This is a genomic window from Chitinimonas naiadis (genome assembly GCF_054780835.1).
This window is the reverse complement of record NZ_BAAGVO010000001.1, coordinates 125,330-149,766: the sequence shown is the minus strand read 5'-3', so window position 1 is coordinate 149,766 and position 24,437 is coordinate 125,330. Positions and strand designations below refer to the sequence as shown.

General features: G+C 64.1%; 6 protein-coding genes. 5 read left to right on the top strand and 1 reads right to left on the bottom strand.

The annotated features are described in order from the left end of the window. Positions 1 to 33 precede the first annotated feature (33 nt). Entirely contained in the window at positions 34 to 2,646 is a 2,613-nt protein-coding gene (locus ACYVHK_RS00585) for an IPT/TIG domain-containing protein (protein WP_460526513.1), read from the bottom strand. Between the two features lie 199 nt (positions 2,647 to 2,845). On the opposite strand from ACYVHK_RS00585, the gene ACYVHK_RS00580 reads away from it, so the two are divergent. The 5 genes from ACYVHK_RS00580 to ACYVHK_RS00560 all read left to right on the top strand — a co-directional run bounded on the left by ACYVHK_RS00580 (position 2,846) and on the right by ACYVHK_RS00560 (position 24,348). Beyond that, entirely contained in the window at positions 2,846 to 3,163 is a 318-nt protein-coding gene (locus tag ACYVHK_RS00580) for a hypothetical protein (RefSeq protein WP_460526511.1), read from the top strand. A 176-nt stretch (positions 3,164 to 3,339) separates the two neighbouring features. Continuing rightward, positions 3,340 to 5,523, top strand: a complete 2,184-nt coding sequence (locus tag ACYVHK_RS00575; RefSeq protein WP_460526509.1) for a type I secretion system permease/ATPase — start codon at positions 3,340 to 3,342, stop codon at positions 5,521 to 5,523. Then, positions 5,520 to 6,923: an HlyD family type I secretion periplasmic adaptor subunit gene (locus ACYVHK_RS00570; protein ID WP_460526507.1), complete on the top strand. Its 1,404-nt coding sequence runs from the start codon at positions 5,520 to 5,522 to the stop codon at positions 6,921 to 6,923. Before ACYVHK_RS00575 ends, ACYVHK_RS00570 begins: the two co-directional genes overlap by 4 nt. Then, the gene (locus ACYVHK_RS00565) at positions 6,920 to 7,543 is read left to right on the top strand and encodes a response regulator transcription factor (RefSeq protein ID WP_460526505.1); all 624 of its coding nucleotides are present in this window, start codon (positions 6,920 to 6,922) and stop codon (positions 7,541 to 7,543) included. The genes ACYVHK_RS00570 and ACYVHK_RS00565 overlap by 4 nt, the downstream gene beginning before the upstream one ends. 140 nt (positions 7,544 to 7,683) lie before the next feature. Beyond that, entirely contained in the window at positions 7,684 to 24,348 is a 16,665-nt protein-coding gene (locus ACYVHK_RS00560; protein ID WP_460526503.1) for an Ig-like domain-containing protein, read from the top strand. Positions 24,349 to 24,437 lie beyond the last annotated feature (89 nt).

Here is a 24,437-nt window from a genome sequence, read left to right as displayed (position 1 = left end):
CCGGCTATATGCCGGTCCGGTCAGACAAATAAATCAGCGTTTGACGACCAGTACCCGGGCGTCGAGCGCCTGACCGAGCGAGAACTCGAACTTGCCTCCCGCCGGCAGACCCGCCAACGGCAAGCGGGCACTGCCACCCTTGAGACCCAGCGACAACACGGTACGTTCGCTACCCACATGGGTCACTGCGAGGCGTGGGAAGGCCGCAGCATTCCAGCTCAGTTGCAGCTCGCCGTCCACTTCACGCCAGTCGATGGAAGGCGCGCTATGACCGGTCGCTACCTGGTCGGCCTGCATCGGTGCGGTCTGCGGCAGTACACGGCCATCCTTGAGCACCTCCAGCTTGGCCAGTGCACCCGGATAAGGCAATGCGACGCGGAAAGTCACGATGCCGGTATCCGGTGCCGGCAAAGTGCGCATGATCTGTTCACGCACCGTACCGTCCGCCAGAGTCAGCCGCAGCACATGGCTGCCACCGGCATATAGCTCCGGCTGGCCACGACTGGCTTGCAATGGCGAGAAATGCACTGTGCCAGCGGCATCGATATAGCCGCGGATGCGCAGCAGGTCGGTTTCTGCCACGGCACCGGCGACCAGCGGATAGCCATTGCTCTCCAGCCAGGTCTGGGCGCCGCGGTAGTTGTAGTCGGAGAACCAGGTCCCGCTGCAATAACCCATCACATCGGTTTCACCGCTGGGGCTGGACAGCACGCCGGTATTGATGTCGTACAGCGGGGTACTACTCAGGGCGCCATTGGCATAGGGATAGCTGGTATCCACCGAGCTGGCACCACCGCATGGCGCATGGCCGCGACTGAAGTTGTGACCCAACTCATGCACCATGGTGCGCTCCCACTGCGGATAGCTCGTCTCCAGGCCCACCGCCGAGTCGGACCGGCTGTACTGGGGCGCATTCTGGTACCCCAGGCCCACGGTCTGGGCGCCCGTCAGTGACGGCCGCGGCACGAAGCCATAGTAATGACGCGTTGACGCTTCCTGGCTACGCAGGTCTTCCAACTCAGTCAGGATCGCGCTCCAGTCGGTACCGTCGAGCGGCGGCGCGGTGACCGAACTCAGCGTGTACTTGGCGCGCGTCTGAATCTGTATGCTGGCATCGGCAAACGGCAGGGTGCGCAGCAGGGCCTGACGCACCGTAGTGGTATTCGGCACGGCAGCGAGGCTGCTGCCGGCCTGCAGGGGAACCAGCACCAGCTTCAGGTTCGTGGCGGCACCCATCACCGGGGTTGCGTCCAGGCTGCCACCTGCGGCCTGGTTGATCTGTACCGAGACATTCAGGCCACTGACAACCTGGCTGCCAGTCAGCGTGGCATTGTAGGTCTGTGCCAGCGCGTAAGGTTGCTGCGTGCTGGGCAACTGAGCGGGCCCGCTCATGGGCAAACTGGCCACGACCGTGCTGCCGTTACGCACGACCAAGGTGACACCAGGTGCCGCGCCAGTGCCGAGAACGTAAGCGCGTACCACTGCAGGTTTGCCAGGTAGCAAGCGTTGATAGTTCTCACCGGCCTGCTGAGAATAGGTTTGTACGAAATCGATACGTCCTATGGTCGCAGGTACCGCGCTGGTCACCGCGAAAGTACCGGCAGATACCGCGGTCTGCGACGTCGACAGCAACTTGACCTCACCGCTGGCGGCGCCGGCCGGCACCGTGAACTGCAGTTGGGTATTGCTACGGCTGCTGATCGATACCGTCACGCCGCCCAAGGTAACGGTCGAAACCTCGGTAAAACCTGTACCGGACACGGTGACGGTACTACCCGCCAGGCCGGTCGTCGGACTCATGCCAGACACCGTGATCGTCGGCGCAACCTGGAAACTCTGACCGGTCGTGAAGTCACTATCGGATGCCACCAGGCGCAACGGACCGGATGTCGCCCCATTGGGCACCACCACCGTCAGCTGGTTGTTCTGCCGGCTGCTGGGCGCGGCCGTGGCATTGCCGAAGAACACCTGGTTGACGCGATCCAGGCCGTTGCCCGTCAAGGTCAGGGTCGTACCGACGATGCCCACAGCAGGGGCAATACTGCTGACCGCGAGCGGCTGCAACACCACCACCGCCACCGCACTCAGACGCTCGCTACCATCCGCCATCACCAGTACCGGAAAGCCACTGAGGGCAGTCGTCGGCACATCCACCACCAACGTGGCTGGCAGCTTGCTGACGATGGGCAGGTTGACCGTCGCCAGCCGTACGCTGCTGACGCGATCCAGGAAACTACCACTCAGCGTGATACGCCCACCCGGGGCAACGCTGCTGGGGGTGATGCTGCTGACGAGCGGCGCCTCGACGGTAATCGTCTGCGTCGACTGCACGGCAGAGCCGTTGCCGGACAATTCCAGCACGCCCGTGACCGCTGTCGCCGGAATCACTACCATCAGGCTGGTATCTGATTGCACGGTAAAGCTGGCGGTCGTACCACCCAGGCGCGCACTGGTCACCTTCGACAGGCCGCTACCCGTCACCGTCAGGCTTGCGCCCGGCGCCGCCGAAAGCGGGGTGATGCCGGTGATAACGATCGGGACGACTGGCGTCGTCGTGCCGCCCCCCCCACCTCCTCCGCCGCCACAACCAGACAAGAGGAAGACGAGACCCACCAGAACAAGGAAGATAGAGTAGAGGCGCCGCATAATCAGAACGTACCCGATAATTGATAAATTGGTTTCTTACTTCAGAGCTGCGGCGCTGCGCTGGCCTGAAGGCGACCCGGCCATCGCGCTGGATACCGGACAACCCCATGCCATCGCCGCCGACCGGCATGATTGAGCTTAGTTGATGAACCTGGTACGAACAGCCTGTCGTAGCCAGTTTACTAGGAGGAGCATCGGCATGCTTTACATTAGCCGAGATAACGGCGGACAGATTCAATCCATCTCCAGAGAGATGCGCCCGGGCGATGAACCCGCCGACCCGGATTCCCCCGAGGTAAGACGCTTTCTCGCCCAGCCTGAGCCTGCATTTGACCATCTCGATGCCGAATTCGTGCGCGTGATCGAAGACGTCATCGATACGCTGATCAAGAACAATGTCATAAAACTGACAGATTTACCAGCCCCGGCGCAGCGCAAGCTGATGGCGCGCAAGGGCATGCGGAACAAGCTGCAAGAGGCCCTGAACCTGCTGGGTGACGACCGGATGATCATCTGAGCCATCAGGCCACCATGTGGATAAGCCTGATGCGTGCCGCGAGCGCCGTCAACGACCGGAACGCAAAGCTTGGCAATGGCGGGCCGGGGCTATTACCCTTCGCATCATGATTGCCAAAACGCAGCGTCCCAGCGCGTTCCGACCAGTCCAGTCCAACAGGAAAACAGTTGCCGGTCATGCCGCCTACCCAGCCTAGTGATGCCGATGTGGCCGACTCCTTTGCCTGGCGAGTCGGCGAGCACCAGACCCGCTACGACCCCCTGCTCGATTGCGTCGTCATGGTCGCCCGTATCTTTGGCATCCATACCACCCACGAAGCGCTTTCCGCCGGCCTGCCGCTTGAAAACAACCTGCTGACCCCTGCCCTGCTGCCACGCGCGGCAGCCCGGGCCGGCTTGACCGCCCGCGTCGTCAGCCGCTCGCTCGACGAAATACGCCCCGGCCTGCTGCCGGCCGTACTGCTGCTCCGCGGCAAGCTCGCCTGCATCCTGCTGGAATGGCTACCTACCGGCGAAGCCCGCGTCCGCTACCCCGAGGGCGGCCAATCCGCCGACATACTGAGCCGCGAAGAACTGGAAGCGCTCTACACCGGCGTGGTGTTCTTCATCCGCCCGGTCTTTCACTTCGACCAGCGCACGCCCGAGACCGACCAAGTACGTAACCGACACTGGTTCTGGGGCGTCGTATTCCAGAACTGGCGGCTGTACCGCGACAGCCTGATCGCCGCCATGCTGATCAACCTGTTCGCGCTCGCCACTCCGCTGTTCTCCATGAATGTGTACGACCGGGTGGTGCCCAATCGCGCCGAGGAAACCCTATGGGTACTGGCCCTGGGCGTCTTCCTGATGATGGGTTTCGATCTGGCCCTGCGCATTCTGCGTGGCTACATCCTCGATACCGCTGGCAAGCGCATCGACGTCACGCTGTCTGCCCGCATCATGGAACGGGTGATGGGCCTTCGGCTGTCGGACCGTCCGGCCTCGGTCGGCTCCTTTGCCGCCAACCTGCGCGCCTTCGAATCGGTACGCGATTTCATCGCCTCGGCCACGGTCACCGCGCTGGTCGACCTGCCCTTCGTGCTGATCTTCATGCTGGTACTGGTGTGGATCTCCCCCTGGCTGCTGTTGCCGCCCCTGGTCGGCATCCTGCTGCTGATCGTGACCGCCATGGTGGCCCAGCAGAAGATGCATGAACTGGTCGACCTGACCGCCCGCGCCTCCGCCCAGCGCAACGCTACCCTGGTCGAGAGCCTGGTTGGCCTCGAAACCATCAAGTTCATGGTGGCCGAAGGCAGTTTCCAGCGTAAATGGGAGCGCGCCACAATCTTTCTGGCGCAGAAGGGCTCGCACCTCAAGCTGCTCTCCTCCAGCACGATCAACATCGTCAGCACCCTGCAGCAACTGGTGACCACCGTGGTCGTCATCACCGGCGTCTACCTGCTGTTCGACCGCCAGGTCAGCATGGGCGGCATCATTGCCGCCTCCATGCTGGCGGGTCGGGTCATGGGGCCGTTCGGCCAGGTCGCCGGCCTGATGATGCAGTACCAGGGTGCACGCAATGGTCTGGCCTCGATCGAAGAGCACATGAAGACGCCGACCGAACGGCCAGACGATTCCGCCTTCCTGCACCGCAGCGGCTTCCAGGGCCGGATAGAATTCAAGAACGTCAGCTTCAACTACCCGGGGCGCGAAGACCAGGCCCTGCGCGATGTCTCGTTCAAGATACGGGCCGGCGAGAAGGTCGGCATCATTGGCCGGGTCGGTTCCGGCAAGTCCACCGTGCAACGGCTGATGCTGGGTCTCTACCAACCCAGCGGCGGCGCCGTGCTGATCGATGGTATCGACGCCCGCCAGATCGATCCGGCCGAGTTGCGCCGGGCCATCGGCTTCGTCCCGCAGGACATCAACCTGTTCTACGGCTCGCTCAAGGAAAACATCGCCCTGGGCGCCCCGTTCGCCGACGACCAGAAAATCCTTGCCGCCGCAGAGATCGCCGGCGTCAGCGAATTTGCGGACCGCCACCCGCAAGGCTTCGACATGCCGATCGGCGAGCGCGGCGAGTCGCTGTCCGGTGGTCAGCGCCAGGCGGTCGGCATTGCCCGTGCCCTGCTCAACGACCCGCCCATGCTGCTGCTGGACGAACCCTCCAGCGCCATGGACTTCATGAGCGAAGACGCCCTCAAGGCCAGGCTGCGGCAGTACGCAACCGCCAAGACCCTGATCCTCGTGACCCACCGGACCTCGCTGCTCGACCTGGTGGACCGCCTGATCGTGATCGACAACGGCAAGATCATGGCCGACGGCCCCAAGGAACAAGTGGTCGAGGCCTTGCAGCATGGCCGCATAGGGAGGGCACCATGAGCCAGGGCTCCCGCTTCCGCGCCCGCTGGGACCGTTTCTATCAGCGCTGTTCCCGACTTCTGGACAAGATGTTCTCCGCCCTGGCGCCGGACCATTCCGAAGCCGATGCCGACTTCGACACCAACGCCCACTGGGCGATTGCCGAGCAGACGCCGCACGGTGCCCGCGTGGTGGTCTGGCTCAGCGCCGTCGCCTTCTTTGTCCTGCTGCTGTGGGCTGCGATCGCCCGGATCGACGAAACCACCCGCGGCGAAGGCAAAGTGATCCCCTCTCGCCAGGTCCAGGTCCTGCAGAGCCTGGATGGCGGCATGGTGTCGCAGATCCTGGTGCGTGAAGGGCAGTCGGTGAAAGCCGGCCAGTTGCTGCTCAAGGTCGACCCGACCCGCATGGAATCCTCACTACGGGAAAATCAGGTGCAATACTTGGCCCTGTTGGCCAAGGCCGCCCGGCTGCGGGCGCTTTCGGACGGCAGTCCCTTCATCACGCCACCCGAAGTCGAACGGGAGGCGCCGGAGATCGTCGCCCAGGAGCGCGCGCTGTACGAGTCGCGCCGGGCCGAGCTTGATGCCTCCGTCGGTGTCGCCCGCCAGCAGGCCACCCAGCGCAGCCAGGAACTGAACAGCGTCCGCGCGCGCAGCGAGCAGGCGGCCCGCAGCTACGACCTGACCCGCCAGGAACTGGAACTGACCCGCCCACTGACCAAGACCGGTGCCGTCTCCGATGTGGAACTGCTACGACTGGAACGCGATGTGGCCCGCTATCGCGGCGAACGCGACAGCGCCAACGCCGACATTCCCCGCCTGCAATCGGCCATTGCCGAGGCCAACCGCAAGATCCAGGAGGTGGAGCTCGCCTTCCGCAACCAGGGCAGCGCCGAACTCAGCGAGACCAATGCCAAGCTCAGCACGCTGTCGGAAGGCAGCCTGGCCCTGAAGGACAAGGTCAAGCAGACGGAGATACGCTCGCCGGTACGCGGCACGATCAAGCAGCTGCTGGTCAACACCGTCGGCGGCGTGGTGCAGCCCGGCAAGGACCTGGTCCAGGTGGTACCGACGGACGACGCCCTGTTGCTGGAGGCACGTATCCTGCCCAAGGACATTGCCTTCCTGCGGCCCGGCCAGCGTGCGCTGGTCAAGTTCACCGCCTACGATTTTTCCACCTATGGCGGCCTGGAAGCGACGCTGGAGCACATCAGCGCCGATACCGTCACCGACGAGAAAGGCAATGCCTTCTTCCTGGTCAGGGTGCGCACCGCCTCCAGCAATCTCGGCCCGCAAAAGTTGCCCATCATCCCCGGCATGGTGGCCGAGGTGGATATCCTGACCGGCAAGAAAACCATCCTGTCCTACCTGCTCAAACCCATACTGCGGGCGAAAGCCAATTCCCTGACCGAGCGATGAGTCCACCTGCCGTCCTTCTTGCCAGCCACGATACCGGACTGCTGCAGCATTGGCAGCACAGCCTGCCTGACACGCCCCTCCTCTCTACGGGGGCCTTTGCCGGTGTGCTGGCAGGCAACTGGCCTGTCGGCAGCCTGGTCTGGCTCGACGGTGTCCTGCCCGATCTGCCCGGCTGGGCCGATCCGTGCTGGAAAGCCCTGTCGGGTCGTTACCGGCTCATCTTCACCCACTCTCGCCCCGATCAGGCGCAGGCCAAACTGGCCTTCGAGGCCGGCTGCATGGCTTACTGTCATGCCTATGCCGACAGCCTGACCCTGCAGCAGGTGCAGGAAGTCGTCCTGGCCGGCAACGTCTGGGTCGGCCGGGAGCTGATGCAGCAGATGCTGGGTACGGTACAACGGGTTCCAGCCCCACCGTCGCCCCCGGATTGGGCTGTCTCGCTGACCGAACGGGAGCGGGAAGTCGCCCTGCTGGCAGCCAATGCCGCTTCCAATCGTGATATCGCCCTGCGCTGCGCGATCACCGAGCGCACCGTCAAGGCTCATCTGGCGGCGATCTTCCACAAGCTCAATGTCAGCGATCGCCTGCAACTGGCGCTGCGCGTCCACGGCATCAGCTAGTCTGCCCAACGCCTGCCGCCCGGCAGGTGGCCCTGCCCCACACCTGAAGAACCGCTACCTGTACTCAAGGACAATATCGGTGCGCCGGTGCGCTTGCTAGCATCCGCACCATTCCCCTTATTGCGTCCAGGAGCACCCCCATGGCTGACCAACAAAACACCGCCGCCGCACACGGTACCGTGACCTTGCTGCAAGGCCGTGCCTGGGTACTGGACGCACAGGGACAGCGCCGTGCGCTGCAGGTCGGCGATGAGGTACAGACCGGCCAGGTGGTGATCACCGAGCAGGGCAGCCAGCTCGAACTCGGCCTGCCCAACGGCCAGTCTCTGGATATCGCCGCGGGCCGCGAATTGCTGGTCGACGCCACCCTGCTGGGCCTGGCGCCAGTGGATGCCAGCGAAGCCGCACTGAAGCTGCTCGATGGCAGCCCGGACCAAGTCATCCAGGCCCTGAACCAAGGCCGCGACCTGTCGCTGGAGCTGGACCCCACCGCGGCGGGCCTGTCCGGTGGCGATGCCAGCGACGCCCATGGTTTTATCCGCCTGATGCGTATCAGCGAAGCCGTCGACAGCTCGGCCACGCCGAGCCAGTCGACCAGCCGTAGCGCCAGCGACGAGGTAACCCCGACCGCCGGCAACCAACTGGATCCACTCGAAGCCAGGGACGACAGCTACACGCTGTCCGAAGACCGGACCATCACGGTCGATGTCCGCAGCAATGACAGCAACCCCAATGGCGGCACGCTGACCATCGTAGGCCAGCCCATCGCCGAGCATGGCACCGTGCTGGTGAATGCCGATGGCACGCTGAGCTACACCCCGGACGCCGATTACAACGGCACCGATACCATCCGCTATACCGTACGGGACGCCTACGGCCAGACCTCGAATGCGACCGCCACGCTGACCATCACCCCGGTCAACGATGCACCGATCCGCGTGGATGGCAACGGCAATCCGCTGGGTAATACCCAGAACGTCCAGACACCCGAAGACACGCCCGTCAGCGGCACCGTGCTCGGCAAGGATGTGGATGGCGATACGCTCAGCTACAGCAAGGGCAGCGACCCGGCACACGGCAGCGTGGTCGTCGACGCGAACGGCAACTGGACCTATGTTCCCAAGACCGATTACAACGGCAACGACAGCTTCACCGTCGTGATCAGCGACGGTCAGGGCGGCACCACCACCGTCACCATCAATGTCGGCATCACGCCGGTGAACGACGCCCCCATCCTGGTGGACCAGAACGGGATACCGGTCGCGAATGACCAGCATGTCACGACGCCGGAGGACACGCCGGTCCAGGGCAAGCTCCACGCCAGCGACGTGGATGGCGACCCGCTGACCTTCAGCAAGGGCAGCAACCCGGCACACGGCAGCGTCAGCGTCGGTGCCGATGGCAGCTGGACCTATACCCCGGGCCAGGACTACAACGGCGAAGACAGCTTCCAGATCGTGGTTAGCGACGGCCAGGGGGGCACCACCACCGCCACCATCCATGTCGGCGTCACCCCGGTCAACGATGCGCCGATACTGATCGGCGGCAACGGCCAGCCTATCGCCGGCAACCAGAGCGTCACCACGGCGGAAGACACCCCTGTCAGCGGCAGCCTGACCGCGCACGATGTCGACGGCGACGCCCTGACGTTCAGCAAGGCGACAGATCCTAGCCATGGCACCGTGGTGGTCAACCCCAACGGCAGCTGGACCTACACGCCCGCCAGCAACTACAACGGCTCCGACAGCTTCCAGATCGTGGTCAGCGATGGGCACGGCGGCACCGCCACGGCCACCATCAATGTCGGCATCACGCCGGTCAATGATGCACCGGTGGGTATCGACCAGATCCTGTACACCCCGGAAGACACGCCGCTGACCGGCCAGTTGCTCGCTAACGATGCCGACGGCGACCCGCTCAGCTACAGCCTGGCAGGCGGACCAGCCCATGGCACGCTGGTGCTCAACGCCAACGGCAGCTGGACCTACACCCCGGACAACAACTACAACGGCGCCGATAGCTTCCAGGCCGTGGTCAGCGATGGCCAGGGCGGCACGGACACCATCACCATCAAGATTGGCGTCAACGCGGTGCCGGATTTCCCGACCGCCACCATCACCCTGGACGCCAACATCACCGCCGATGACATCATCGATGCGACCGAGGCGACCCAGAACATCGCGATTACCGGTACGGTCGGTGGCGATGTGCAGGTTGGCGATACCGTGACCCTCAGCGTCAACGGCCACAGCTATACCGGCACGGTCCAGGCCGGCAAGACCTTCAGCATCCTCGTCGCCGGCAGCGATCTGGCGGCCGATGCCAGCCACAGCATCAGCGCCTCGGTCACCACCACCAATAGCGAAGGCAACAGCGCAACCGCGACCGACACCGAAGGCTATACGGTCAGCAATGCCGCACCGGCCCCGACCATCAGCCTCAATGCCATCGCAGGCGACAATATTGTCAACGCTGCCGAGGCTGGCGGTACCGTCGCGGTATCGGGCGTGGTCGGTGGCGACGCCAAGGTCGGCGATACGATCACCTTGCTGATCAACGGCCAGTCCTATAGCACCACGGTACAAGCCGGCAATACGTTCAGCGTACCGGTAGCCGGTGCCGACCTAGCCGCAGCGGGCACGCACGCCGTCAGCGCCACCATCACGACGGTCGACGCCCTGGGCCATAGCTCGAGCGCCACGGCCAATGGCGCCTATACCGTCGACACCACGGCCCCCAGCAATGCCACGACCGCGATCACGGTCAACAGCATCACCGCCGACAACATCGTCAACGCGGCTGAAGCCGGCGGCAACATCACCGTCACCGGCAAGGTCACCGGCGAGTTCAAGGCCGGCGACGCCGTCACCCTGACCGTCAACGGCCATGACTACAGCACCACGGTTGCGGCCGACGGCTCCTACTCAACCGTCGTGGCCGGCAGCGACCTCGCCGCCGACACGTCTATCGACGCCAAAGTGCTGGCGCACGATGCCGCCGGTAATGTCGGCCTGGTCACCGGCACGCACAACCACAGCGTCGACACCTCGGCCAGCGCCAGCATCGCGCTCAATCCGATTACCGCCGACAACCTCGTGAACGCAAGCGAGGCTGCCGGCAACGTCGCCGTGACCGGCACGGTCGGCGGCGACGTGAAGATTGGCGATACCGTCACCCTCAGCGTCAACGGCCACAGCTATACCGGCACCGTCCAGGCAGGGCAGACCTTCAGCATCAACGTTGCCGGCAGCGATCTGGTCGCCGATGCCGGCCACAGCATTACCGCTTCGGTCACGACCGTCACCGCCGCCGGTAACAATGCCACCGCCAGCACGACCGGCAGCTATGGCGTCGATACCTCGCTGCCTGCAGCCACCATCACGCTCGACGCCAACATCACCGCCGATGACGTGATCAACAGCACCGAAGCGGGCCAGAACATTGCGATCACCGGCACCGTCGGTGGTGATGTGAAGGTTGGCGATACCGTCACCCTGAGCGTCAACGGCCATAGCTATACCGGCACCGTCCAGGCCGGGCTGACCTTCAGCATCAATGTCGCTGGGAGCGACCTGGCGGCCGATACCGGCCACAGCATCAGCGCCTCGGTCACCACGACCTCGGCCAATGGCAACAGCACGACAGCGACCGATACCGAGGGCTACTCGGTAGACACCGTCGCACCGAGCAATGCCACCACCACGATCACGGTCAATAGCATCACCGCCGACAACCTCGTCAACGCGGCAGAAGCCGCCGGCAACGTGACCGTCACCGGCAAGGTCACCGGCGAGTTCAAGGCTGGCGACACCGTCACCCTCACCGTCAACGGTCATGACTACAGCACCACCGTCGCTGCCGATGGCTCCTATACGACCAGCATTGCAGGCGCAGACTTGGCAGCCGATACGACCATCGATGCCAAGATCCTGGCCCATGACGCCGCCGGCAACGTCGGCACCGTCACCGGCAGCCACACCCACGCCGTCGATACCGGTGCCGCGGCCAGCATTGCGCTGGATGCCATCACCACCGACAATGTCATCAATAGCACGGAGGCAGGTCAGAACATTGCCGTCACCGGCACCGTCGGTGGTGATGTGAAGGTTGGTGATACCGTGACCCTGAGCGTCAACGGTCATAGCTATACCGGCACGGTCCAGGCCGGTAACACCTTCAGCATCAACGTCGCTGGCAGTGACTTGGCGGCCGATGCGAGTCGCAGCATCAGCGCCTCGGTCACCACGACCACGGCAGTGGGCAACACCGCCACCGCCAACACCGCTGGTAACTATGGCGTGGATCTGGTCGCGCCCAACAACGCCACCACAACGATCACCGTCAACAGTATCACCGCCGACAACGTCGTCAACGCCGCCGAAGCCGCTGGCAACGTCACGGTCACCGGCAAGGTCACCGGCGAATTCAAGGCCGGCGATGCCGTCACCCTGACCATCAACGGTCATGATTACAGCACCACGGTCGCCGCCGATGGTACCTACTCCACCGTGGTCGCCGGCAGCGATCTCGCCGCCGACACCACCATCGACGCCAAAGTATTGGCGCACGATGCCGCCGGCAACGTCGGCACCGTCACCGGCAGCCACACCCATGCCGTCGATACCGCCGCGCCTATCGCCACCATCACGCTCGACGCCAACATCACCGCCGATGACGTGATCAACAGCACCGAAGCGGGTCAGAACATTGCCGTCACCGGCACCGTCGGTGGTGACGTGAAGGTCGGCGACACCGTCACCCTGAGCGTCAACGGCCACAGCTATACCGGCACCGTCCAGGCCGGTAACACCTTCAGCATCATCGTCGCCGGTAGTGATCTGGCGGCCGATGCCGGTCACAGCATCAGCGCCTCGGTCACCACGACCAATGTCGCAGGCAATACCGCAACGGCAACCGATACCGAGGGCTACTCGGTAGATACCGTCGCACCGAGCAACGCCACCACAACGATCACGGTCGACAGCGTCACGGCTGACAACCTCGTCAATGCCGCCGAAGCGGCTGGCAACATCAACGTGACCGGTAAGGTCACCGGCGAGTTCAAGGCTGGCGACACCGTCACCCTGACCGTCAACGGTCATGACTACAGCACCACCGTCGCCGCCGATGGCACCTACTCCACCGTGGTCGCCGGCAGCGATCTCGCCGCCGACACCACCATCGACGCCAAGGTATTGGCGCACGATGCCGCCGGCAACGTCGGCACCGTCACCGGCAGCCACACCCATGCCGTCGATACCGCCGCGCCTATCGCCACCATCACGCTCGACGCCAACATCACCGCCGATGACGTGATCAACAGCACCGAAGCGGGTCAGAACATTGCCGTCACCGGCACCGTCGGTGGTGACGTGAAGGTCGGCGACACCGTCACCCTGAGCGTCAACGGCCACAGCTATACCGGCACCGTCCAGGCCGGTAACACCTTCAGCATCATCGTCGCCGGTAGTGATCTGGCGGCCGATGCCGGTCACAGCATCAGCGCTACGGTCACCACGACCTCGGCCAATGGCAACAGCACGACGGCCACCGATACCGAAACCTATGGTATCGACGTCATCGCGCCGAGCAATGCGACGACGACCATCACGGTCAACAACATCACAGCCGATAACATCGTCAACGCGGCCGAAGCCAATGGCAATGTCACCGTCACCGGCAAGGTCACTGGCGAATTCAAGGCGGGCGACACCGTCACCCTGACCGTCAACGGCCACGACTACAGCACCACCGTCGCCGCCGATGGTTCCTATACGACCAGCATCACGGGTACGGACCTCGCTGCTGACACCACCATCGACGCCAAGGTCCTGGCACACGATGTCGCCGGCAACGTCGGCAACGTCACCGGCAGCCACACCCACGCCGTCGATACCGGCGCAGCCGCCAGCATCGTCCTCAACACCGTCACGGCCGACAACATCGTCAATGCAGCGGAAGCCGCCGCCACGGTCGCCATCACCGGCAGCGTGGGCGGTGACGTCAAGGCAGGCGACATCGTCACACTGACCGTCGGCAGCCAGACCTACAGCGGCGCGGTGCTCGCCGGTAACACCTTCAGCATCAACGTCGCCGGTAGCGACCTGGTCGCCAACGCGGGTCACAGCATTACCGCCGCGGTCAGCACCACCACGGCGGCAGGCAACACGGCAAGCGCCAGCGATACCGGCAGCTACGGCGTGGATGTGATTGCACCAAACAATGCCACCACCAGCATCAGTGTCGACAACATCACCGCCGACAATATCCTCAATGCGGCCGAGGCCGCCGGTAACGTCACCGTGACCGGCAAGGTGACCGGTGAGTTCAAGACGGGTGATACGGTCACGCTGACGGTCAATGGCAAGGACTATGTCACCACCGTCGCCGCCGACGGCAGCTATACGACCTCGATCAAGGGGCTCGATCTGATGCTCGATACGAGTATCGACGCCAAGGTCGCAGCGACCGACGCCGCCGGCAATATCGGCAGCGCCACGACCGTACACAACCATGCGGTTGACGTGGAGGCACCCAACAACTCCACGACGGCCATCAACGTCGACAGCATCACCGCCGACAACATCGTCAATGCGGCCGAAGCAGGCGGCAATATCACCGTCACCGGTAAGGTCACCGGCGAGTTCAAGGCTGGCGACACCGTGACCCTGACCGTCAATGGCCACGGCTACAACACCACCGTCGCCGCCGACGGTTCCTACTCGACCGTGGTTGCTGGTTCAGACCTCGCGGCAGATACCACCGTCGATGCCAAGGTACTGGCGCACGATGCTGCCGGTAACGTCGGTACGATCACGAGCGTGCATACCCACGCCGTCGATGTCATCGCGCCAAGCAATGCCACGACGAGCATCAGCGTCGACAACATCACCGCCGACAACATCGTCAATGCCGCCGAATCCGCAGCCAACATCACGGTGACCGGCAAGGTCACCGGCGAATTCAAGGCTGGCGATGCAATCACGCTGTCGGTCAACGGTCACGACTACCACACGACCGCGGCAGCCGACGGCAGCTACTCGGTCGCCGTCGCCGGGGCCGACCTGGCGGCCGACACCAGCATCGATGCCACGGTGCTGGCCCACGACACCGCCGGCAATGTCGGCAGCGCCAACGCGGTCCATAACCATACGGTCGATACCACGGCGAGCGCCCGTATCGCCCTGGATGTGGTCACCAGCGACAACACCGTCAACGCCGCCGAAGCGGCCTCCAACGTCGCCATCACCGGTACGGTCAGCGGCGACGTGAAGGTAGGCGATACCGTCACCCTGACGGTGGGTAGCCAGACCTATAGCGGCACGGTGCAAGCCGGCAATGTGTTCAGCATCAATGTCGCCGGTAGCGATCTGGTCGCCAATGGCAGCCATAGCATTACCGCGTCGGTCACCACCACCACGGCGGCGGGCAATACCGCAACCGCGACCAGTACCGGCAACTACCTGGTCGACACGACCGCCCCGGACAGCGCGACCACCAGCATCACGGTAAACAGCATCACGGCCGACAATATCGTCAATGCGGCCGAGGCGGGTGGCAACATCACCGTCAGCGGCACGGTCACCGGCGAGTTCAAGATCGGCGATACCGTCACGCTGACCATCAACGGCCATGACTACAGCACCACCGTCGCGGCCGATGGTTCTTATTTGACCAGCGTTGCCGGTTCGGACCTGGCCGCCGACACCACGGTCGACGCCAAGGTATTGGCGCATGACGCCGCCGGGAATGTCGGAACAATCTCGACTGTCCATACCCATGCTGTCGATACCCTGGCGCCGAACAATGCCAGTACCGCCATCACGGTGGACAGCATCACGGCCGACAATATCGTCAACGCCGCCGAAGCTGCCGGCAACGTGACAGTCACCGGCAAGGTGACCGGCGAGTTCAAGGCCGGCGACGCCGTTACCCTGACCGTCAACGGTCATGACTACAGCACCACGGTTGCCGCCGATGGCAGCTACTCGACCTCGATCACGGGTAGCGATCTCGCCGCCGACACCACCATCGACGCCAAGGTCATCGCGCACGATACGGCTGGCAATGCCGGCACGATCAGCACCGTCCATACCCATGGCGTCGATGTCATGGCACCGAACAACGCCGGCACGACGATCACCGTCAACAGCATCACGGCCGACAACGTCGTCAACGCCGCCGAAGCCGCAGGCAACGTCACGGTCACCGGCAAGGTCACCGGCGAGTTCAAGGCCGGCGATGCCGTCACCCTGACCGTCAACGGTCATGACTACAGCACCACCGTCGCTGCCGATGGCTCCTATACGACCAGCATTGCAGGCGCAGACTTGGCAGCCGATACGACCATCGATGCCAAGATCCTGGCCCATGACGCTGCCGGCAACGTCGGCACCGTCACCGGCAGCCACACCCACACCGTCGATACCGCCGCCCCTATCGCCACCATCACGCTCGACGCCAACATCACCGCCGATGACGTGATCAACAGCACCGAAGCCGGTCAGAACATTGCCATCACCGGCACCGTCGGTGGCGACGTGAAGGTTGGCGATACCGTGACCCTGAGCGTCAACGGCCACAGCTATACCGGCACCGTCCAGGCCGGTAACACCTTCAGCATCAACGTCGCCGGCAGCGACCTGTCGGCCGATGCCGGTCACAGCATCAGTGCCTCGGTCACCACGACCTCGGCCAGTGGCAACTCGACCACCGCGACCGATAGCGAAGGCTATGGCGTTGACGTCACCCCGCCGAGCAATACAACCACCACCATCACGGTAGATGGCATCACCGCCGACAACGTCGTCAACGCCGCCGAAGCCGGCGGCAACGTCACCGTCACCGGCAAGGTCACCGGTGAGCTCAAGGCTGGCGATGCCGTCACCCTGACCGTCAACGGTCACGACTACAGCACCACCGTCGCCGCCGATGGCACCTACTCCACCGTGGTCGCCGGCAGCGATCTCGCCGCCGACACCACGATCGACGCCAAGGTATTGGCGCACGACGCCGCCGGCAACGTTGGCACCGTTACCGGCAGCCATACCCACGCCGTCGATACCGCAGCGCCGGCCAGCCCGACCACGACCCTCACCGTGGACAACATCACCGCCGACAACATCGTCAATGCGGCCGAAGCCGGGGGCAACATCACCGTCACCGGCAAGGTCACCGGTGAATTCAAGGCCGGTGATGCCGTCACCCTGACCGTCAACGGCCACGACTACAACACCACGGTTGCCGCCGATGGCAGCTACTCGACTTCCATCACGGGTAGCGACCTGGCCGCCGACACCACGATCGACGCCAAGGTGGTTGCCCATGACGCTGTCGGCAATGCCGGCACGATCAGCATCGTTCACACCCACGCTGTCGACGTGCTGGCACCGAACAACGCCACCACGGCGATCACGGTCGACAATGTCACCGCCGACAACATCCTCAACGCCGCAGAAGCCAGTGGCAACGTCACGGTCACCGGCAAGGTAACGGGCGAATTCAAGGCCGGCGATGTCGTCACCCTGACCGTCAATGGCCACGACTACAGCAGTGCCGTTGCCGCCGATGGTTCGTACTCGACCAGTATTACCGGTGCGGACCTCGCCGCCGATACGACCATCGACGCCAAGGTCATTGCGCATGACGCCGCCGGCAATGCCGGTACCGTCAGCACCTTGCATACCCACACCGTCGACACGGCAGCGCCAAGCAATGCGACCACCGCGATCGGTGTCGACAGCATCACCGCCGACAACATCGTCAACGCTGCAGAAGCCGCCGGCAACGTGACGGTTACCGGTAAGGTCACCGGCGAGTTCAAGGCCGGCGATGCCGTCACCCTGACCGTCAATGGTCGCGACTACGCCACCACGGTCGCCGCCGATGGCTCCTACTCGACCAGCATTGCGGGTGCGGACCTCGCGGCAGACACCACCATCGATGCCAAGGTGGTTGCGCACGACGCCGCCGGCAATGCCGGTACCGTCAGCACCGTGCATACCCATGCCGTCGATACGACAGCCCCAAGCAACGCGACCACTGCGATCAGTGTCGACAGCATTACCACCGACAACATCGTCAACGCCGCCGAAGCAGCCGGTAACATCACCGTCACCGGCAAGGTCACCGGCGAGTTCAAGGCGGGCGACGCTGTCACCCTGACCGTCAATGGCCACGACTACACCACTACGGTTGCGGCCGATGGCAGCTACTCGACCTCGGTCACCGGTAGTGACCTGGCAGCAGATACGACGATCGACGCCAAGATCGTCGCGCACGACGCTGCTGGCAATGCCGGCACCGTCAGCACCGTCCACACCCATGCAGTCGATGTGCTGGCACCGGCCAATCCGGGTACCAGCATCGCTGTCGACAGCATCACGACCGATAACGTCGTCAATGCGGCCGAGGCCGGTGGCAATGTCACCGTCACCGGCAAGGTGAGCGGCGAGTTCAAGGCCGGCGACGCCGTCACCCTGACCGTCAACGGCCATGACTACAGCACCACCGTGGCGGCCGATGGCAGCTACTCGACCTCGATCGCAGGTAGCGATCTCGTGGCCGATACCACCATCGACGCCAAGGTCATTGCGCACGATACGGCCGGCAATGCCGGCACGATCAGCACCGTCCATACCCATGGGGTGGACATCACGGCACCAAACGGTGCCACGACCAGCATTACCGTCGACAACATCACCGCCGACAACGTCCTTAACGCCGCAGAAGCGGCCGGCAATGTCACGGTCACCGGCAAGGTCACCGGCGAATTCAAGGCCGGCGATGCCGTCACCCTGACCGTCAACGGCCACGACTACGCCACCACGGTCGCCGCTGATGGCAGCTACTCGACCAGCATTACGGGTGCGGACCTCGCGGCCGATACCACCATCGATGCCAAGGTGGTCGCGCACGATGCCGCCGGCAACACCGGTACCGTCAGCACCGTCCACACTCACGCGGTCGACGTGACGGCACCGAGCACGGCTACCACCAGCATCACGGTCGATAACATCACGACCGACAACATCCTCAATGCCACCGAGGCCAGTGGCAACGTCACGGTGACCGGCAAGGTCACCGGTGAATTCAAGGCCGGCGACGCCGTCACCCTGACCGTCAATGGCCACGACTACAGCACCACCGTGGCCGCCGACGGCAGCTACTCGACCTCGGTCACCGGTAGCGACCTGGCGGCGGATACGACCATTGACGCCAAGGTCGTCGCCCATGATGCAGCCGGCAACGCCGGTACCGTCAGCACCGTACATACCCATGCCGTCGACGTCACGGCCCCGAGCGGTGCCACGACCGGCATCACGGTCGACAACATCACCACCGACAACATCCTCAATGCCGCCGAAGCCGCCGGCAACATCACCGTGACCGGCAAGGTCACCGGTGAGTTCAAGGTGGGCGATGCCGTCACCCTGACCGTCAATGGCCATGACTACAACGCCACGGTCGCGGCAGACGGCTCCTACTCGACCTCGGTTGCCGGTAGCGATCTGGCCGCCGACACCACCATCGACGCCAAGGTGGTCGCGCACGACGCTGCGGGCAACGCCGGCACCATCAGTACCGTCCACACTCATGCCGTGGATATCGTGGCGCCGAGTAATCCTGGCACCAGCATCGCCGTCGACAGCATTACCACCGACAACATCGTCAACGCTGCCGAAGCTGGCGGCAACATCACCGTGACCGGCAAGGTCACCGGTGAGTTCAAGGCTGGCGATGCCGTCACCCTGACCGTCAATGGCCACGACTACGGCACGGTGGTCGCGGCGGACGGCAGCTACTCGACCTCGGTCGCCGGTAGCGACCTGGCCGCCGATACCACCGTCGACGCCAAGGTGCTTGCCCACGATGCGGCCGGCAATGCCGGCACGATCAGCACCGTCCATACCCATGGTGTCGATACCACGGCACCGAGCGGTGTGACGACCGGCATCACGGTCGACAATGTCACCGCCGATAACATCCTCAATACCACCGAGGCCGCCGGCAATGTGACGGTGACCGGTAAGGTGACCGGCGAATTCAAGGCGGGCGATGCCGTCACCCTGACCGTCAATGGTCACGACTACAGCACCACGGTTGCGGCCGACGGCTCCTACTCGACCTCGATCACCGGCAGCGATCTGGCCGCCGATACCACCATCGACGCCAAGGTCGTCGCCCATGATGCCGTCGGTAACGTCGGCACCATCAGCACCGTCCATACCCATGCCGTCGATGTCACCGCACCGAGTGGTGCCACGACCGGTATCACGGTCGACAACATCACCGCCGACAATGTCCTTAACGCCGCAGAAGCGGCCGGCAATGTCACGGTCACCGGCAAGGTGACCGGGGAATTCAAGGCGGGCGATGCCGTCACCCTGACCGTCAACGGCCACGACTACAGCACCACCGTTGCAGCCGATGGCAGCTATTCGACCTCGATCACCGGTAGTGATCTGGCTGCCGACACCACGATCGACGCCAAGGTGGTCGCCCACGATGCGGCCGGCAATGTCGGCACCATCAGCACCGTCCACACCCACAGTGTCGATACCACGGCGCCGAACGGTGCGACGACCAGCATCGCGGTCGACAACATCACCGCCGACAACATCGTCAACGCCGCAGAAGCGAGTGGCAATGTCACCGTGACCGGCAAGGTGAGCGGGGAATTCAAGGCCGGCGACGCTGTCACCCTGACCGTCAACGGTCACGACTACACCACCACTGTGGCCGCCGATGGCAGCTATTCGGCTATCGTCGCGGGTAGCGATCTGGCCGTCGACACCACCATCGACGCCAAGGCGGTCGCCCACGATGCGGCCGGCAACACCGGCACCATCAGCACCGTGCATAGCCACGGCGTGGATACCAGTGCGCCGAACAGCGGCACGACCAGCATCGGCGTCAACAGCATTACGGCCGACAACGTACTCAATGCCGCAGAAGCCGCCGGCAATGTCATCGTCACCGGCAAGGTCACCGGCGAGTTCAAGGCTGGCGATACCGTCACCCTGACCGTCAACGGTGCCAACTACAGCACCACGGCCGCCGCCGACGGCAGCTACAGCGTCTCCATCAAGGGGGCGGACCTCGCAGCCGATACCACCATCGACGCCAAGGTCCTGGCCACCGATGTCGCCGGCAACGTCGGCAGCGCCACCTCGGTCCATACCCATGGCGTGGACGTGACTGCCCCAAGCAATGCCAGCACCGCCATCGCCGTCGACAACATCACGGCCGACAACGTGCTCAATGCCGCCGAGGCGGCAGGCAATGTCACCGTCACCGGCAAGGTCACTGGCGAGTTCAAGGTCGGTGATACCGTCACCCTGACGGTCAACGGTGCCAACTACAGCGCCACAGCCGCCGCCGACGGCAGCTACTCGGTCTCGATCAAGGGTTCGGATCTCGCAGCCGACACCACCATCGACGCCAAGGTACTGGCCACCGATGCCGCCGGCAACGTCGGCAGCGCGACCTCGGTCCACGCTCACACGGTCGACACCAGTGCGCCGAACAATGCCAGCACAACCATCGCCGTTGATAACATCACGGCCGACAATGTGCTCAATGCCGCGGAAGCGGCAGGCAATGTCACAGTCTCCGGCAAGGTGACCGGCGAGTTCAAGGCCGGCGATGCCGTCACCCTGACCGTCAATGGCGCCAACTACAACACCACGGCCGCCGCCGACGGCAGCTACTCGGTCTCGATCAAGGGCTCGGATCTCGCCGCCGATACCACCATCGACGCCAAGGTGCTGGCCACCGATGCCGCTGGCAACGTCGGCAGCGCGACATCGGTTCACGCCCATAGCGTGGACACCAGCGCACCGACCAACGCCACCACGGCCATCGCGGTCAACAACATCACCGCTGACAACATCGTCAACGCCGCCGAAGCCGCCGGCAATGTAGTCGTCACCGGCAAGGTGACCGGCGAATTCAAGGCTGGCGACGCCGTCACCCTGACAGTCAACGGTGCCAACTACAACACCACGGCCGCCGCCGACGGCAGCTACTCGGTCTCGATCAAGGGCTCGGACCTGGTGGCGGATACCACCATCGACGCCAAGGTGTTGGCGACCGATGCCGCCGGCAATACCGGCAGCGCCACCTCGGTCCACAGCCATACCGTGGACACCACGGCACCGAGCGCCGCCACCACGGCGATCACCGTCAATAACATCACCGCCGACAACATCGTCAATGCAGCGGAAGCCGGGGGCAACGTGATCGTCACCGGCAAGGTAACCGGCGAATTCAAGGCAGGCGACGCCGTCACCCTGACGGTCAATGGTGCCAGCTACAGCACAACGGCTGCCGCCGACGGCAGCTACTCGGTTTCGATCAAGGGTAGCGATCTCACCGCCGATACGTCGATCAACGCCAAGGTCGTGGCCAGCGATGCCGCCGGTAATACCGGCACCGTCACCAGCGTTCACAATCACACGGTCGATACCACGGCGACTGCCACGATCACGCTCAACTCGGTTACCGCCGACAATATCGTCAACGCCAGCGAAGCCGCCTCGACTGTGGCCATCACCGGCACGGTCGGTGGCGATGCACATGCCGGCGATACGGTGACCCTGACGGTCGGCAGCAAGAGCTACACGGGCACGGTGCTGGCCGGCAATACCTTCAGCATCAACGTTGCCGGCAGTGATCTGGTCGCCAACTCGTCCCACAACCTCACCGCCTCGGTCAGCACCGCCGATACCGCTGGCAATCCTGCCAGCGCCTCGACCACCGGTAGCTATGCCGTGAACGACGCCGCGCCGGTCTCGGCGCCGGTCGCCATCACCGGAACTGAAGACACCGCCTACGTCTTTAGTTGGACTAACTTCGGCACCACCGACGCCAACGGCAATACCGGTCTGTCGATCAAGATCAGCAGCCTGCCGGCCGACGGTGTCCTGCAGTACAACAACAACGGAACCTGGACCAGCGTTGCGCTGAACCAGACCTTCACTCAGACCGACATCAGCAGCGGCAAGCTGCGCTTCATGCCCGACGCCAACGAGTCCGGCATAGACAGCTACAGCACGACGGGCACCGGCGACCAGAAGCAGGACTACGCCCGCTTCAGCTTCACCGCGACCGACGGCCCGAACACCGGCAATAGCGCCACCATGGTGATCGATATCCGCCCGGTGGCCGATACGCCAACGGTTAGCAAGACCGGTGGCAGCCTGCCATCGACCGGGATCACTACACCGCCGGCAGGCAACGGCCTGACACTGGACTACTTCACCAAGATGCCCAACTACGACAACAACACTGCCAAGGACGTGTCGACACTCGAAGCGGCCATGAAGGCACTGACGCCGACGACGACCTCGGTCGTGACCAGCGTCAACTACGACAACGCCAACCACAACGCGGTAGGCACCGACGACGGTATCCGCGTCACCGGCCTGGTCTATCTCGAAGCCGGCAAGAGCTATGTCTTCAGCGGCTACCGGGACGATACCTTCCGCCTTGAGATTGGCGGTACGGTGGTCAGATCCGATAGCTGGGATAGCTATGGCAACTACACCAGCAACACCTACACGCCGACCACCAGCGGCTACTTCACGCTGGAAGCCTTCCAGTACAACGGTACGGGCATCGGCGCGCTGAGCATCCAGGTCTCGGTCAACGGCAGCACCGCCGCTGCGCTGGGCAGCCTGCCCATCTACACCGGCATCACGACCATCGACGCCGGCAGCGGCCAGCATGGCAGCTTCGTCACCGTAGGTGGCGGTGGCTACTATCCGGCGGTCTATGACCAGGGCAACGCCAATAGCTGGATCGCAATTTCCAAGCTGGTTCCCGCCACACCGGATACCGATGGCTCGGAAACGCTCAAGGTCTCGCTCAACGACCTGGCTGTCGGTCTCTCGCTCAAGGATGGCAGCGGCCACACCTTCACTGCGACCAGCGCCAACAAGTCCGTGAACATCACTGGCTGGGATCTCACCACCCTGCAGGTCAAGGCACCGACCGGCTTCACCGGCACGCTCAATATGAGCCTGCTCACCACCAGCACCGAGACCGCCAATGGCTCGACCGCCAGTGTCGGTACGACACTGACGGTGACCGTCAACAGCGCCACCGCCACGACACCCATGATGGTGGCCTCGGTCAGCAGCGTGGACAGCGATAGCCACGCCAGCACGCTCGCCCGCACAGCCAGCACGACCGATGCCAGCCACGCCGCGGCCGTCAGCAGCAATGACAGCCAGGCGCACGCGGCCAAGCCGCCGGCCGTTGCCCAGGAACACAACGTGACGGATGCAGCAGCCGCCCATGATCATGCGGCCGCTCAGCCGATTACGGTCGAAAGTGGCAAGCTGGCGGTGACGGCACTGACCGCTGCAGCGCCCGCCCATGCCGGCACGGACGACACTGGCACCCATGCCACGCCGGCCCACGCAGGAACGACCAGCAGTGCACTGAACCTTGGCGGCGACACCTTCAAGTGGTCGCTTGGCGACAGCCACGCCAACACCGTACCTGCCAAGGGTAGCGAAGCACCGGCTGCCAGCCATGATGACAAGCTGGACCTGCGTGACCTCTTGCAAGGCGCCCAGGGCTCGGACCGTGACCTGAGCCACCATCTGCCGGCCGATACGGCCGACAAGGCCGGCCTGGCCAGTGGCGCCGACAAGGCGGTGCAGGACAACGGCAACCCGCAGGTCAATGCGCATACTCAGGGCATCGAGCATGCGCCGCTGCAGGATGCCGATGCCGCCAGCCACGCCGCCCTGATCGCCGAACTCATGAAGAAAAGTGATTTGAACCACCACTGAGCAGGTATCGCCCAGCAGGAACGAAAAAGTCCCCGCTGGTTACCCGGAACACAGGGTAATCAGCGGGGACTTTTCACATCCATTCGCGA

Excerpts from the sequence above, each read along its gene's own strand:
- ACYVHK_RS00560 (WP_460526503.1), top strand. The coding sequence starts at position 7,684 with ATGGCTGACCAACAAAACACCGCCGCCGCACACGGTACCGTGACCTTG.
- ACYVHK_RS00580 (WP_460526511.1), top strand. The coding sequence starts at position 2,846 with ATGCTTTACATTAGCCGAGATAACGGCGGACAGATTCAATCCATCTCC.
- ACYVHK_RS00575 (WP_460526509.1), top strand. The coding sequence starts at position 3,340 with ATGCCGCCTACCCAGCCTAGTGATGCCGATGTGGCCGACTCCTTTGCC.
- ACYVHK_RS00565 (WP_460526505.1), top strand. The coding sequence starts at position 6,920 with ATGAGTCCACCTGCCGTCCTTCTTGCCAGCCACGATACCGGACTGCTG.
- ACYVHK_RS00570 (WP_460526507.1), top strand. The coding sequence starts at position 5,520 with ATGAGCCAGGGCTCCCGCTTCCGCGCCCGCTGGGACCGTTTCTATCAG.
- ACYVHK_RS00585 (WP_460526513.1), bottom strand. The coding sequence starts at position 2,646 with ATGCGGCGCCTCTACTCTATCTTCCTTGTTCTGGTGGGTCTCGTCTTC.